The following is a 15,441-nucleotide window of genomic DNA, read 5'->3' as shown; positions in this document are numbered from 1 at the left end:
ATGAAAACTAACGATCTATTAGGGTTATTTAGACCCGGTTACATGAAAATTGGTTTAACGACCAAACTATGTTCGCTCTTATTTATCGCCGCGCTCATTTCTGCGCAGGCGAACACCCTATCCCAAAAAACCAAGATGACCATTAACTTGGAAGACGTGCCAACGTACAGGGTTATGGAAGAAATTGAGGCAACTACGGAATATAAATTTCTGTATGATGTCAATAAAGTGGATACTTCTAGAAAGGTTTCCATCAAGGTTAAAGACTTAGCACTTGAAAATGTACTGCAAGTACTTTTTAACAATACAAATACCGATTTTGTTTTTAGTGGAAATCAAATCGTATTGAAACCTAAACAGGTACAAACCAATACGCCAAAGTCTAGTGTGAAAAGTTCGGACAATGAAACCACTTCTGTTCAACAAAGCGTGTCTGGAACCGTAAATGATACCAACGGGCAGCCGATTCCCGGGGTTTCGGTAGTTGAAAAGGGAACTTCAAATGGAGTTGCAACCGACTTCGATGGAAATTACTCCATAACCTTATCCCAACCAAACGCGGTGCTCATTTTCAGTTCACTGGGGTTTTCCAGGAAGGAAGTAACCGTGGGGCAATCCAGTGAACTCAATGTTGTATTGGAAGAAAACGTTGAAGGACTGGACGAGGTTGTGGTGACTGGATTGGGAATAAAAAGGGATGCGAAAAAAGTGGGATATGCGGTCACCGCTGTGGATACAGAGGAGCTTACCAAAACCAGAACGGTAAATGCTATGGAGTCTTTGCAAGGTAAGGTAGCCGGATTAAATATCAGCCCTCCATCAGCAGGGGCTGGTGCCAGTGTTCAAATTCGTTTGCGTGGTCAATCCGCATTTGCCGGTGCAAGCAATTCACCATTATTTGTAATCAATGGTCTTCCAATAGATCAAGGTGCTAGAGGGGCCAATGGACGTGATAATCAAAGAGATCTTGGTGATAACCTACAAAATCTTAATCCGGACGATATTGAAAGTATGACGGTTCTTAAGGGAGCTACTGCCGCCGCTATTTATGGTGCTAGGGCAGCAAATGGTGCGGTGATAATAACAACAAAAACAGGTACCTTAAACCAAGGTATTGGGGTTGATTTCACATCAAGCATTACTACTTCCCATGCGTTGAATTTCTTGGATGAAATAAGACAAACTGAGTATGGTCAAGGAACTGGTGGAGTTCGGCCACAGACACAGGGAGAGGCCCAAGGTACAGGACAATTTAGTTTTGGCGAAAGATTTGATGGAGTACCCACGGTCAATTTTGATGGTGTGTCTAGACCTTACTCGCCTAATCCATATCAACTCTACGATTTCTTAAGAACTGGAACAAACCTAACCAATACCGTTGGGTTTTCCGGGGGCAATGAGAAAGGAAGTTTCCGTGCTTCATTTGCAAATACTTCCGCTAAGGGTATTCAACCTGCGAATGAATATGAGAAACGCATATTTAATGTAGGTATAAATTATAACGTTACAGAAAAGCTGAACATGCTTTTAAACGTAAACTATACGAACGAGGAGAATATCAATCCGCCACAGATTGGTACACAAGGCCCGGGTGCCGTAGGTTTTTTCAATAGATTGGCTATTTCTACGCCTATTGAGGCTTATCGTCAAAGTGCCATTGATCCTGTTACTGGTGCAGAATTGCGTACCAATGGATTTTTAGGAACTATCAACAATCCCTATTACCAATTACAAAAGAATCAATTTTTTAATGATAATAGGAACCGTCTGTTAGGTACGGCTACTTTAAGATATCAATTTACAGACTGGCTATACCTTCAAGGAAGGTATAACTATGATTATGCTACCAATTTTACGGAGTGGAATGAGCTTAATGGAGCTGGTGCTACAACGACCCTAGAAGGTGATACAGGGTTTTATAGAGGTCGTTATGACATTCAGCAGACCCAAACGCGGGATGTAAACGCTGATTTCTTATTGGGTGCAAACAAGGAATTTGGAAAGTTTTCGGTTGATGCAAGTTTTGGAGGTAATACTTGGCGTTCGCAATTTCAAAGAAATGCCCAATATTCAAGATTGTTCGTAGTACCTGATTTATATTCAATAAAAAACGGAACAAGTTTCGAAACTGATGAAGCCGCTTTTCAACCTTACCAGTTTAGTACCTTCAGAATCAATTCTCTCTATGGATTGGCTGAATTTGGATATGACAATCTTTTATACCTGAACTTTACGGGTAGACAAGATTGGTTCTCGGTACTAAACCCAGAGGACAATAGTGTTTTCTATCCTTCTGTTTCCGGTAGTCTTATCTTTTCTGAATTGATGAAAGAACAAAGTTGGTTGACTTATGGTAAATTAAGAGGTTCTTGGGCAGAAGTAGGTAGTGCCAATGGTGTGGGGACCTATGAGGGTATACTTAATTACACTATTAATCCACCATTTAATGGCCAAACCACTGCAGGGGTTGCAGGTAATTTTGCCCCAAATCCACTTTTACGACCTTTTACGGTTACGGAGAAAGAAATTGGTTTGGAAATGCGGATGTTTAACAGTCGCCTCCGTTTTGATATAGCTGCTTTTGATAAGGTGACCACTGACCAAGTGCTGGATGTAACCTTATCCAACGCATCTGGTTATGATAATTCAAAACAAAACTTGGGATCCCTTAAAAACTCTGGTTTGGAAACTTTGGTAGAAGTGGTGCCCATACAGACCGATGATTTCATGTGGTCAAGTACATGGAACAACGCCTATCTTAAAACAGAAGTATTGGATGTTGGAAATGATAGTGGTACACTTTTATTAATTTTCTTTAATGGAACCGGAAACGAATTTCTCGGAGAGCTAAGATATACGGAAGGATTGCCAATGAACCAACTATATACCAGAACGTATAGGAGGAATGACAGTGGCCAGATTTTAGTGAACGATGACGGTAGATTATTGGCTACAAACGGTGATACGCCTGGAGCTGAAAACACAAATGGGTTTTTACCGGTTGGATCTTCCATACCGAAACATGTTGGTGGCTGGAATAATAATTTTTCCTATAAAAACCTGAATTTTAGCTTCTTGATTGATTATAGGTTTGGTGGTACGATGTTGTCATCCACGCATTTGAACATGACAAGGCAAGGACATTCCCAGTTTTCCCTTGAAGGTCGAAGAGAGGGAGAGAACGGTGTAATTGTTCCTAATAGTGTATATGAAAGCAATGGTCAGCCAAATACTACCGCGGTAAGCAATTTGCAATCTTTCTATGCAGATTACCGTAACCTTCAAATTGGAGATCCATTTACCTTTAAATCTGATTTTATCAAGTTGAGAAGTATTTCATTATCCTATGACCTTACGGATGTGGTAAACAATATGGCGGATTTGAAGTTTGTGAAGGGATTAACGTTATCTGCTTCTTGTAGAAATGTCGCTATTCTTTATAAGGACATTCCAGGGCTTGATCCAGAAGCTATTCAGTCCTCGGGTGATTTTAGGGCCGGTTATGAAAATTCAGCACTGCCTACTACCCGTAATTTTAATTTTAGTCTCAATGTTAAATTCTAGAACCATGAAAAAGATACAATATATATTATCCATAGTTTTAGTCTGCCTCATTTTGCAAGGGTGCGACGAAGATTTTGTGGAAGTGAACACCAATCCTTATGCGGTTAATGAGGTAGATCCGGCCCTTTTGTTTGCTGGGGCACAAAGAAGTCATTTAGGAACTTGGGCAGCGGAACATACCATTGTACAACATTTTGTAATTCCTTACAATCAGGGAGCTACACTAGGTTTTAATTTTAACGAGGATATTGATGGGGTAAATAATCCCAAATGGAATGATTCGTACCCTTCTGTAATTCGAAACTTGGTACAAGCTACAGAATTGCTTGGTGAAGATACTGATCGTGTCAACCTGTTAAGTATGATTCGTATATGGAAGGCCCAGGTATTTATGGGGGTCGTGGATACTTATGGTGATGTGCCATATTCAGAGGCTGGAAAGGCTGTCAGTGATATCATTTACTTTCCTTCATATGATGATGACGAAGCTATCTATGATGATTTATACAATGAGATAACAAGTGCGGTTGCATCCCTTAATGCCAGTGGTGATTTTGTTTCGGATGATTTGTTTTACGGAAGTAATGGTAGTCAACCTACAAACTCTGCGTCGGCACAAGTTGAAAAATGGAGAAAACTTGGAAACTCTTTATTGTTGAGATTGGGTATGCGCTATTCAAAAGTTAATCCATCTAGGGCGGAATCTATTGTTTCGGAAGCGTTTTCCGGTGGAGTTATGACTTCGAATGCTGATAATGCGTACGTCAAATATGATGGCAACGTGTATGCCTGGGGAGACAATAATCAGCTACGTAATTTTTCCTTTTTCAATTATGCCGCTGAGCCACTGGTGGACCAGTTAAAGACAACCAATGACCCAAGGGCAAAGTATATGATTGCAATGTTTGAAGATCCCGGGGCAGTGGCCAACGAAACGAATCCAAATACGGATTTAGATGATCAATTTGGTGTTCCAGTCGGTGTTTCTGATTTGCAATTATCGGACACATCCCTTGGGTACAGAGGACCAAAAGGAACAGGTCTTGACTATAGCCAGATTAATGTTTTTGCAGCCGCTTCCCCTGCGGCACCGGCATTTTATGTAACCTATGGCCAAACATCTCTCTTATTGGCAGAAGCTGCCTTTAGAGGTTGGGTCTCTGGAGATGCCCAGTCTTATTATGAGGATGGTATCAGGGCCAATATGGATATTTATTCTTTGTATCCCAATACGGAGCCTATACCAGCATCTGAAGTGGATGCTTATTTGGCCGAACCTGAAGTTGCCTATAATGCTTCAAACGCTTTGGAGCTTATTAATACTCAATATTGGTTGGCCAATTACCGCAATGGAACAGAAGCATTTGCAAATGTTAGAAGAAGTGGATTCCCTGATTTAGCCCGTAATGATTTCAATGATAATTTACTGGCAAACGGTGGTGACGGATTTGTGCATAGAATGACATATCCAGACCGAGAGGGTTCTGCCAATTCCGATAGTTACACTGCTGCGGTCTCCGCCATAGGGGGTGACAATCTAGTTTCGAGGGTATTCTGGGATGTGGAATAAAAGGATTAATTTAAAGGGATAATTTATTAAGAGCTAAAAACTTAAAATCCCTAACTAAATTATGATGGAAAACACACTGCGAAAACTAGTATCGAAATTTAAAAAAGAGGAAGAAGGTATCTTGGCCCTTAGAAACAGGGAACTGGAAGATCCTAGAATCACGGACCAAAGAAGAAACTTCCTCAAAAAGACCGCTTTGGGTGGAATAGCGATGACCGGAATGATGGGTCTTGGTATCGAGGATACCATAGCGCAAACAACTTCCAAGGTCAGCAGGATGTCTGCCCCGTCGGAGTTGAAGATTACCGATATGCGCTATGCACTGACCAATGTTATGGGCGGTACGGCCATTATCAAAATCGAGACCAATCAAGGTATTTATGGTCTTGGTGAGGTAAGGGACGCTGCGGATGTTCGCTATGCCTTGTTTTTGAAGAGTCGCATTTTAGGAGAAAATCCATGCAACGTAGAAAAGATATTCAAGAGCATCAAGCAGTTTGGCGGACCTGCAAGGCAAGCGGGTGGTGTATGTGCCGTTGAAATGGCATTATGGGATATCTGTGGTAAAGCGTATGATGTTCCGGCTTGGCAATTATTGGGAGGAAGATATAGGGATAAGGTTAGGCTCTATGCAGATACACCCGAAGCATCTTCTCCAGAGGAACAAAAAAGATTGATCGACTTTAGGATAAATGAACAAGGATATACCTGGTTGAAAATGGATGTTTCCATAGGGGAACTTCGTGGCAAACCAGGTACTGTTGTAAATGGTAAGTTTTGGGAGAACGATAAAGGAGTATTGGCCCAATGGGGCGATCGAAGAAACATGATGTCCTACGGAAATACGATGCATCCTTTCACGCAAATCCAAATCACCGAAAAGGGTTTGGAAGAACTTCAAAAGGTCGTGGAGGATGTACGCAATATGGTAGGCTATGAGATTCCCATTTCTACGGACCATTATGGGCATTTTGATTTGAACAATGGTATTCGATTGGCAAAGGCCTTGGACAAGTATAGATTGGCCTGGTTCGAAGATATGGTGCCCTGGCAATATAATGAACAATGGCGCACTATTACCGATGCTATAGAGACACCAACAACGACAGGTGAGGATATTTATCTTCTAAAGGATTTTCTTCCTCTGATACATAATAGGGCAGTGGATATCATCCATCCAGATTTGGCATCTTCCGGTGGACTTTTGGAAACAAAAAGAATCGCCGATTATGCCGAAGAATATGGTATAGCAATGGCCATGCATCAGGCGGGTACACCGGTTTCATTTATGGCCAATGTGCATTGTGCTGCCGCTACCCAAAACTTTTTGGCATTGGAGCATCACTCTGTTGATGTTCCATGGTGGGAAAGTCTGGTAAAAACCGTTGGCGGTTTTAAAATGATCGATAAAGGTTTTGCAACTGTACCATTAACGGCGCCAGGTCTGGGAATTGAGTTGGATGAGGAAGTAGTGAAGGCCCATTTGCATCCTTCAGATAAGACATTCTTCAAATCAACGGAGGAATGGAATGAACTCAGGTCTCATGATAGAACCTTTAGTTAAATTTTGAATTATAATTAAGTGTATTGAGTAAGGGTTTACCAATATTAAAACTTTGTATTTGAGTTAGTTTAAGTTAAGCAGGAGAACGCTTCCTTATATGGAGGTGTTCTCAGCTTGCTTACTATTGTAGCTTAGGTATTTTGTTAATTTGAATATGGAAAAACTTTAAATCGGGTTAAAATGAAAAATTTCAAAATTGTACTGGTCTTGTTTTGTTTAACATATCATTTCCAAGGCGATGCTCAAGGGGTGACAGGTTCTGTGGAATATATCAAGGAGCTGACTTCCCAATGGAAAGGGGAGCGCTTTGATGATGGAAGACCCAAGGTAACGGATGCCCTTTTAAGCAGGATGAAAAATATACAGATAGAGGAGGCCTGGGGCTTTTTAAGAAGTAGAGGCTACAACAACCAATATGAAGGGGAATGGGAAATTATCCATCCGGAAGGTGTTATGACTGGAAGAGTGGTCACTGCCCAATATATGCCGTTAAGACCGGACTATCAAAGATTGATAAAACTAAAGGGAGCCGAGGAAAAAAGGGATACCATAGGGGGCAGCAATTCCTGGCCCATTCAACAGTTGGTACCGGGAGACGTTTACGTGGCGGATGGATATGGTAGAATCATTGATGGTACCCTTATAGGTTCCAATTTGGGGAATGCCATTTATGCCAATTCACAGAACGGGGTCATTTTTAATGGCGGTGTACGTGACGTGGCGGGTCTTTTGGATATTGAAGGCTTCAATGGATGGCATAAAGGAGCGGACCCGTCCTATCTACAAGAAGAAATGTTGTCTGCCATTAATGTGCCAATTAGGATAGGAAGGGCAACTGTTTTGCCAGGCGACGTGGTATTGGCAAATAGGCATGGAACCATCTTCATTCCTTCCTATTTGGCTTCTGAACTGGTGCTTTCCTCTGAAATTGTAGGCTTACGGGACATTTTTGGATTTCAGAGATTACGGGAGAAGAAATATACTGCTGGCCAAATCGATACCAAATGGACGGATGAAATCAATAAGGATTTTGAAAACTGGTTAAAATCCTATCCGGACAGCAAATTACCCATGACAAGAAAGGAGCTTAACGATTATATGGATTCCAGAAAAAATTAAATATCAAACCATTAAATAAAAAGGAATATGATAGCAATGAAGTTGCGTTTTCTTTCTAAGGTTGCGCGGGGACTAACACTTATTACACTTTTGGGCCTTACTTCTTTTATTTCGGCGCAGAATCGAAATAAGAATGTTACGGAAATTGAGAAAGCAGTTACCGAATTATACGGTGCCATGGTGGACAAGGAAAAAGAAGTTTTGGAGCAATTGACATCGGAAAATTTATCCTATGGTCATTCCAGTGGTGCTTTGGAAAATAAATCGGAATATGTAAACGGGGTACTGAACGGTGCATTTCAGTTTTCTTCCATTACGCAAAAGGAACAGACCGTTGCGGTAACCGGTAATGTAGGTGTGGTTCGGCATATTTTTGAGGCCCAAGGAAACAACAATGGTAAACCGGCCGAGGTAAGGATAGGCTGTCTATTGGTATTTAAAAAGGAGGGCCGATGGAAACTACTGGCGAGACAAGCTTATAAACTTTAAAATATTTACTCTTGGGAAAAATCAATATTTATTCAATTTCTTTAGGCTTTGCGGCGGTTTTCTTATTGGTCGTCGTTGGTATGATCATATCGGGAAATATAGATATGGCAGGACCTTTCATACTAATTCTTTTTGCCCTCATTGCATTCGGCTTCAACGGGTATGAAAAATTAAAAGGTCTTATTTTTACAATTATGATTTTTATGGGGGTGACGGCTGCCCTCTACTACCCATCCTATTTCACCAATATTGGTGATTTCAAGCTCACTGTACTTATAATTCCACTTATACAGATTATTATGTTCGGTATGGGTACCACTATGAGCATCAAGGATTTTGCAGCTGTTTTTCAATCACCTAAGGGTGTTGCTATAGGGGTGTCGGCACAGTTACTAGTAATGCCCATCATTGGTTACATTTTGGCACAGATAAGTGATTTTCCTCCGGAAATTGCAGCCGGTATCGTTTTAATTGGCTGTTCCCCAAGTGGTGTGGCCTCAAATGTTATGGCTTTTTTAGCCAATGCCAATGTTGCTCTGTCCATAACCATTACATCCATAGCAACATTATTGGCTCCTTTTCTTACGCCACTAATGATGAAGGTATTTGCAGGTGAATTCATTGAAATCGATGTGCTTTCTATGATGTGGAGCATTATCAAAATGATTATTCTTCCCATAGGTGCGGGTCTTTTGGTCAATAAACTTTTGGGAAAAGGTGCCAATTGGATTGGTCGAGCCATGCCGCTAATCTCAATGTTGGCCATTGGATTGATCATTACGATTATCACTGCTGCGGGCAGGGATAGTTTGTTGGACATAGGAGGCATATTAATGTTTCTTGTATTGATCCATAATTTCTTTGGATACCTTCTAGGTTATTGGTACGCGAAACTCTTCAAAATGTCCGAAGAGGATGCGCGAACCATTGCTCTTGAAGTGGGCATGCAAAATGCTGGATTGGCATCTGGTATTGCCAACAGTCTTGGGAAAATAGCAACCATGGGATTGGCGCCCGCAGTGTTTGGACCGTTGATGAACATCACTGGATCTGTATTGGCCTCTTACTGGCATGGAAAACCAACGGTGAAGGAAGCTAAAGTTTTGGAAACCAATTAATAAATAAAATTAATCACATTAACAAAAATCAAAAGAACCAATGAAAAATTCAAGAAGATCTTTTATATCAAAATCTTTAATGGCTGGAGCAGGTTTAGGTATGGTTTCAAGTACCTATGGTAACGAATATGTAGCAGCTATTGATAAAAACCCCAAACTTTCTGCGCCTTCAGATTTAAAGATAACCGATGTAAAATGTGGTTTTATACGAAGGGGTAGTGGTCTTTTCGTGAAAATACATACCAATCAGGGAATTTACGGATGTGGAGAAGGTGTTGATGCCGTGCCAGGTACCTACCACCTGGTCAAAAGAATGGGATTTTTTTTAAGGGACCAAAGTCCTTTCAACGTTCATAAAATATTTGAGGATATTAGACGGGCGGGTCATTTTGGCGGCGCGCAGTCAGGTACTTACGTAGCAGTTCTCTCAGCTATTGAAACTGCCTTGTGGGACTTGGCTGGCAAAGCCTTGGATTTGCCTGTTTATAAGTTGCTTGGAGGCAAATTCAGGGACAAGGTAAGGGTATATTGTGATACGGCGCTTTATAGGGTTCGTTTTCCCTCTCCGGACGATTTCGCTACCGCAGCAAAGGATGCCATCAAAAATTGGGGTTTCAATGCCTTAAAGTTCGATTTGGATTATGCTAGTGATCCGGATAAGTATGATCGATATAATTGGACCGCCAGTCCGGGTGAAATTATACGTATGTATGATCAACTTGCCGCGGTGAGGGAAGCGGTAGGTCCAAAAATTGATTTGTGTGTGGATATGCATGGACGTTATGATCATGTTACCGCCCAGACCATAGCAAAAAAAGTAGAGGATTTAAATCTTACTTGGTTGGAAGAGCCCATACCAGCAGAAAATTTTGATGCTTTTAAAACACTTGCCGAAGAAACAAGTACTCCAATTTCTGCTGGTGAAAATGTGTATCTAGGTCACGGGTTCAAGCAATTGTTAGACAATGGAGTGGATATTATTATGCCAGATCTTCAAAAATGTGGCGGATTAGGTGAAGGTCAACGTATTGCCAATTTGGCCAATTTATATTATGTTCCTTTCTCTCCACACATGGTGGCTTCATTCCTAGGTGCCATGGCCTGCGCCCATGTGTGTGCCTCGGTTCCAAATTTCCATTTAATGGAATGGCAATCGTACTTTCATACAGACCCCATGTTTAAGGAAATAGTAACCTATGATGAAGGAGATTGGGTAAAGGATAGTTTTGTAAAAGTTTCGGATAAACCGGGTATTGGGGTAGACATCAATGAGGATGCCATGCGAAAATATGCACCTGAAGGAGTTCCGTTTTTTGAATAATCAATAACACTTTAAATATAGAAGATTATGTTTGGAAAAAAATATATGCTCCTAGTGGTGCTCGTGGGTCTTGCAACACAAATGATGGGGCAGCAGATCAGTAAGGAAGAACTTATTTTTTTGACTCCACAATGGACCGGAGAACGTTTTGATGATGGAAGACCCAAGGTGTCCGATGCCCTGTTGGAACGGATAAAATCCGTAAGTGTGGAAGAGGCTTGGGCCGTCATGAAGAACGAAGGATATCGATATCAAATAGCGGAGGATTGGAAAATGATCAATCCAGATAGTGTTTTGGTAGGTCGCGCCGTAACAGCCACCTTTATGCCAGGCCGCCCTGATGTATGGAAAGCCATTGATGACCGTGGAAAAGCTGAGGGAAAACGGGGACAAAATACATGGCCCGTGGATATTTTGGTTAAGGGTGATGTTTATGTTGCCGATCAATTTGGGGCGGATAAGGACGGTCCTACCATTGGGGACAATGTAGGGAATGCCATTTATGCCAAAACTGGAAATGGCATCGTTTACGACGGCGCTCTTAGGGATGTGGAGGGACTCATGGAAATAGGTGGTTTTACCTCCTATTACACCAGCTATGATGCATCCCACCACAATCCACCGGGAGATTTGAATACGATGCTCATCGGTATAAACCAACCTACCCGAATCAGAACGGTAACCGTTATGCCAGGCGACGTGGTCTTGGGAAAAATGGGAGTAGTGACTTTTATACCTCCCCACTTAGCCGAAAAGGTCGCAACAACTTCGGAAGTTGTTAGGCTCCGTGATATGTTTGGCCACTTGCGTATCAAAGAAGGTGTATATACCGCAGGACAAATAGATACCCGTTGGGCAGAGGATATAGAAAAAGACTTTAGCAAGTGGCTCAACGAACATATAGATGATCTTCCTGTTTCAAGGGAACAGATTCAAGAAATATTGAAGAAAAGAACTTGGTAGCCGATAGTAAGTACGGTTGAAATTAAAACCCTTATCGCCGGGATTTTACACCTTAAAATAATGCAAAAAAAAGACTTATCCAGATTTCTGATTCCTCTTTCAGTAACGATGTTTATACTCGTTCTTGTTGGATGTCAATCTCCTGAAGTACAAAGTACGGACCATAAGACATGGTCCCACTATGGGGGCAGTCCGGATCAATCCAAGTTTTTTGAGTCGCCTAGTATTACCAAGGAAAATGTAGGTCAATTGGAAATGCTTTGGAGCTATCCTTCCGGCGATGATAGGTTTTATTTTTTCAGTCCTATTATCGTGGACAGTACCATGTTTGTGTTAGGAAAGAATAGTTCTTTAATTGCAATTAATGCCCTAACAGGGGAAGAACTTTGGATTCATGCCAATTTACCGGGAATTACCAGAAGAGGTATCAATTACTGGGAAAGTAAGGACAAGAGTGATCAAAGATTGTTGTTTACCTTGAACAATTCCATACAGGCCATAGATGCAAGAACAGGAAAATCCATAGAGAATTTTGGAAACAATGGATATGTAGATCTTAGGGAAGGGTTGGACCGTGATCCAACCTCAATAACCCGTATTCAATCTATGATGCCAGGTGTCATTTATGACAATCTATTGATATTGGGGTCCGCGCCCGGAGAAGGATATTTTTCGCCGCCGGGTCATGTCAGGGCCTATAACGTGGTCACTGGTAAAATGGAGTGGATATTTCATACCATTCCCCATCCTGGCGAATATGGCTATGAAACATGGCCAAAGGATGCTTACAAATATGTGGGCGGTGCCAATGTTTGGAGTGAAATCTCCGTAGATGAGGAAAGGGGAATCGCGTATTTGCCCATTGGTTCACCTACGTATGATTATTACGGGGCCGATAGACTAGGAAGTAATCTTTTTGCAAATTCCCTGGTTGCCGTAGATGCTAAGACAGGAGAAAGATTATGGCATTACCAAACGGTACATCATGATTTGTGGGATTATGATCTATCACCTGCACCTCAACTACTAACAGTGAACAAGGATGGGAAAAAAATAGATGCGGTTTCCATAGCCACAAAACATGGATTTGTTTTTGTGTTTGATCGGGTATCCGGGGAACCTTTATTTCCAATTGAAGAAAAACCATTTCCAAAAAGCGAAATGCCTGGGGAAGAATCTTGGCCTACCCAACCCATAACATCACTCCCTAGTTTTACAAGACATGAGGTAACCAAGGAAAATTTGAATCCATATTTTTCGGATAGCCTTCGACAGGATTGGCTTAAGCGGCTGGACTCGGCAAAAACCGGTCTGTATGTGCCGCCATCGGATAAATATGAAACCCTAATGATGCCCGGAGCCTTGGGTGGTGCCAACTATGGTAATACTGCTGCAGATCCAGACAATGGAATAATGTACATAATGACCCAGGAGTATGCCTCAACGTACAGGTTAAACAAAGTGGAACCACCTAAAAATGAGTTGACGAATAATGATGTTGATAAGGTGAAATCGCTCTACGGGTCTTCGTGTATTGCCTGTCATGGTCCAAATATGGAGGGTGGTGCGGGACCTTCCCTAAAAAATTTGGGACACCATATGTTTTATGAGGATTTTAGAAACATTGTAATCAACGGAAAAGGGGTCATGCCTGGTCTGGTACATGTGGACGAAGCCTCTTTAAAGGCGTTGTTTCAGTTTTTGGGAGGTGATCCTGAACGTAGAAATTTTAGACGTGGCCAAGGTGAAGAAGTGCCAATCGAAGGACCAGTTGTGGCTTCAGGAGGCGTAGATATTCCCCCGGATACCCAGCGTGGCGCTCCCATGCAAGAGTATCCTGAAGGCACTGATCATCCAGAAGTAAGGTACACCACGGATTATGGTTTGGACTGGCCGGGTTTAATTGACCCACCTTGGTCTTCGATCCTTGCATATGACCTCAATAACGGAACGATAAAATGGAGACGGCCCATTGGCGTGGACTCCCTTTATGCAAAAGGGGATGAGACCAAGGGAGCTCCAAATGGTACACAACGTAAGGGTATGGTAATTACCTCTACGGGTATCGTATTTGCTACTGCCAAAGGAGGCAAGGTATATGCATTTGATAGTGAAGATGGAAGCGTACTATGGGAAACTACTTTGAGCAATGAAACCAATGCCCAACCAAGTATGTTTACTTTGAACGGTAAGGAATATTTGGTCATAAATGCTACTTCCAATTTTAGAAGCGATAGTTACGATCATTCAAAAAAGTCGGGAGCCATTTCCAAAGGGTACGTGGTTTACGGGATACCGGATAAAAAATGACTTCTTTCGTAGGGGTTAAAAATGATAATTTTTCGAATCGATTAAAATATAATTCACTCTTATGAAACCAATACTTAGTTTTTTGTGCTGTCTTTTGGGCAGTATCTGTATAGCGCAAAACCTCAATGAAAGGGTGGTCCACAATGACCCTTCTACCTATCGGGATTTGTCTAGTGTGCACGCAGGTGCGGGTACAATGGGTTTTACCCAGTTAGTAGGTAGAAATGATCTGGCCACTAATTTTTTGTATTTACATTCTGGAATAATTCAGCCTAAATCTGGGATAGGCCATCATTTTCACCATTCCATTGAAGAGATGTACGTTATTCTGGATGGGGAGGCGGAGTTTACGATTAATGGAAGAACATCGACCCTAAAGGGGCCGGCATTAGTTCCCTGCAAACTTGGCGATTCCCATGGTATTTATAATGCCTCTGGAAAACCTTTAAAGTGGTTGAATTTTGCCGTAAGCGAGGTAAAGGCAAGGGGAGATGCCTTTGATTTGGGAGACGATTTATCCAAAACCAAAAGAGATGGCGCCCCTGTGTTTGTAAATGCTAAATTGAACAGGAGCCAACTTAAAGAGGACGAAAAGGCCCATTATGGAAAGGGAGCAAAGTTTAAAAGAATTTTGGGACCCGAAATCTTTAGAACCGCTTGGCACCATGTGGATCATCTAGTAGTGCCGGCAGGGACCAAAACAGAAATGCATCGATTGGAAGGTACAGAGGAGGTTTATTACATTATGAAAGGAACAGGGTCCGCTACAGTAGGTTCGTCCACGGTAGAGTTAAAGAAAGACGATTCCTTCTTTGCCAGCTTGGGAGAGGAGATATCATGGTCTGGTGATGGTGAAGATTTGGAAATTTTGGTGATTGGTATAGCCGCATCCAATGAAAGTGGGCATAAAATTAATAAACCCTTGAACCGACCCAAGGCCATGGCATTGCAAATGGACTTTGTGGTAGATGCGGAAAATGCGGCAGCTTTTGAAAAAATGTACTATTCCATTTATGTTCCCGCAATGGTCGTACAAGACGGATATTTAAGTTCTAAACTACTTCGTCTTTTTCCTCAAGATTTGTCAAAGGAGATCCAAGCGGAACCAACTATATTCAACTACCAAATTCAAATATCTTTCGATACGGAAGAAAATAGGAGAAAATGGGTGGCCAGCGACCAGCATCAAATTGCATGGCCGGCAGCATCAGGACTTGCCAAGGAATTTAAGTGGCGAGGCTACGATGTTATGGGCGATGATGTGCAGCATTAAAATAGTCGTTCTTAAAATGGGTCGGCATTTTCCTTGTTAGTAATAAAGGCTTAAAAATGGTTTCTTATTTTTAAGATGGGTAAATAAGCATCCAGACATTTATTGAAAACAAGATTCGACACCTCGTAAGGCGATGTTTTAGAATAAAAT

The 15,441-nt window shown here is 41.7% G+C and carries 10 protein-coding genes; all 10 read left to right on the top strand.

What is annotated here, in order from left to right:
- Complete coding sequence (locus FEK29_RS07745) at window positions 1-3,564, top strand: SusC/RagA family TonB-linked outer membrane protein (protein ID WP_138257853.1); 3,564 nt, start codon at window positions 1-3, stop codon at window positions 3,562-3,564.
- A gap of 4 nt (window positions 3,565-3,568) precedes the next feature.
- Window positions 3,569-5,134, top strand: a complete 1,566-nt coding sequence (locus FEK29_RS07740) for a SusD/RagB family nutrient-binding outer membrane lipoprotein (RefSeq protein WP_138257852.1) — start codon at window positions 3,569-3,571, stop codon at window positions 5,132-5,134.
- A 61-nt stretch (window positions 5,135-5,195) separates the two neighbouring features.
- On the top strand, window positions 5,196-6,698 hold the full coding sequence (locus tag FEK29_RS07735) for a mandelate racemase/muconate lactonizing enzyme family protein (RefSeq protein ID WP_240042696.1): 1,503 nt from the start codon (window positions 5,196-5,198) through the stop codon (window positions 6,696-6,698).
- Window positions 6,699-6,878: 180 nt separating this feature from the next.
- Entirely contained in the window at window positions 6,879-7,817 is a 939-nt protein-coding gene (locus FEK29_RS07730) for an RraA family protein (protein WP_138257851.1), read from the top strand.
- A gap of 27 nt (window positions 7,818-7,844) precedes the next feature.
- Window positions 7,845-8,306: a nuclear transport factor 2 family protein gene (locus FEK29_RS07725; RefSeq protein ID WP_138257850.1), complete on the top strand. Its 462-nt coding sequence runs from the start codon at window positions 7,845-7,847 to the stop codon at window positions 8,304-8,306.
- An 11-nt stretch (window positions 8,307-8,317) separates the two neighbouring features.
- Complete coding sequence (locus FEK29_RS07720; protein WP_240042695.1) at window positions 8,318-9,424, top strand: bile acid:sodium symporter family protein; 1,107 nt, start codon at window positions 8,318-8,320, stop codon at window positions 9,422-9,424.
- A 79-nt stretch (window positions 9,425-9,503) separates the two neighbouring features.
- Entirely contained in the window at window positions 9,504-10,745 is a 1,242-nt protein-coding gene (locus FEK29_RS07715; protein WP_205123402.1) for a mandelate racemase/muconate lactonizing enzyme family protein, read from the top strand.
- Between the two features lie 27 nt (window positions 10,746-10,772).
- Entirely contained in the window at window positions 10,773-11,708 is a 936-nt protein-coding gene (locus FEK29_RS07710) for an RraA family protein (protein ID WP_138257848.1), read from the top strand.
- 60 nt (window positions 11,709-11,768) lie between these two features.
- On the top strand, window positions 11,769-14,018 hold the full coding sequence (locus FEK29_RS07705; RefSeq protein WP_138257847.1) for an outer membrane protein assembly factor BamB family protein: 2,250 nt from the start codon (window positions 11,769-11,771) through the stop codon (window positions 14,016-14,018).
- A 61-nt stretch (window positions 14,019-14,079) separates the two neighbouring features.
- Entirely contained in the window at window positions 14,080-15,291 is a 1,212-nt protein-coding gene (locus tag FEK29_RS07700; protein ID WP_138257846.1) for a cupin domain-containing protein, read from the top strand.
- The last annotated feature ends 150 nt before the right edge of the window (window positions 15,292-15,441 follow it).

The sequence above is a fragment of the Maribacter aurantiacus genome, from assembly GCF_005780245.1.
Lineage (GTDB): Bacteria > Bacteroidota > Bacteroidia > Flavobacteriales > Flavobacteriaceae > Maribacter > Maribacter flavus.
The sequence above is the reverse complement of the archived record's forward strand: the minus strand, read 5'-3'. Positions and strand labels throughout refer to the sequence as shown.

Bases quoted from the DNA above. Each gene is read 5' to 3' on its own strand.
- FEK29_RS07745 (WP_138257853.1), top strand. From the start codon at position 1: ATGAAAACTAACGATCTATTAGGGTTATTTAGACCCGGTTACATGAAA.
- FEK29_RS07740 (WP_138257852.1), top strand. From the start codon at position 3,569: ATGAAAAAGATACAATATATATTATCCATAGTTTTAGTCTGCCTCATT.
- FEK29_RS07735 (WP_240042696.1), top strand. From the start codon at position 5,196: ATGATGGAAAACACACTGCGAAAACTAGTATCGAAATTTAAAAAAGAG.
- FEK29_RS07730 (WP_138257851.1), top strand. From the start codon at position 6,879: ATGAAAAATTTCAAAATTGTACTGGTCTTGTTTTGTTTAACATATCAT.
- FEK29_RS07725 (WP_138257850.1), top strand. From the start codon at position 7,845: ATGATAGCAATGAAGTTGCGTTTTCTTTCTAAGGTTGCGCGGGGACTA.
- FEK29_RS07715 (WP_205123402.1), top strand. From the start codon at position 9,504: ATGGCTGGAGCAGGTTTAGGTATGGTTTCAAGTACCTATGGTAACGAA.
- FEK29_RS07710 (WP_138257848.1), top strand. From the start codon at position 10,773: ATGTTTGGAAAAAAATATATGCTCCTAGTGGTGCTCGTGGGTCTTGCA.
- FEK29_RS07705 (WP_138257847.1), top strand. From the start codon at position 11,769: ATGCAAAAAAAAGACTTATCCAGATTTCTGATTCCTCTTTCAGTAACG.
- FEK29_RS07700 (WP_138257846.1), top strand. From the start codon at position 14,080: ATGAAACCAATACTTAGTTTTTTGTGCTGTCTTTTGGGCAGTATCTGT.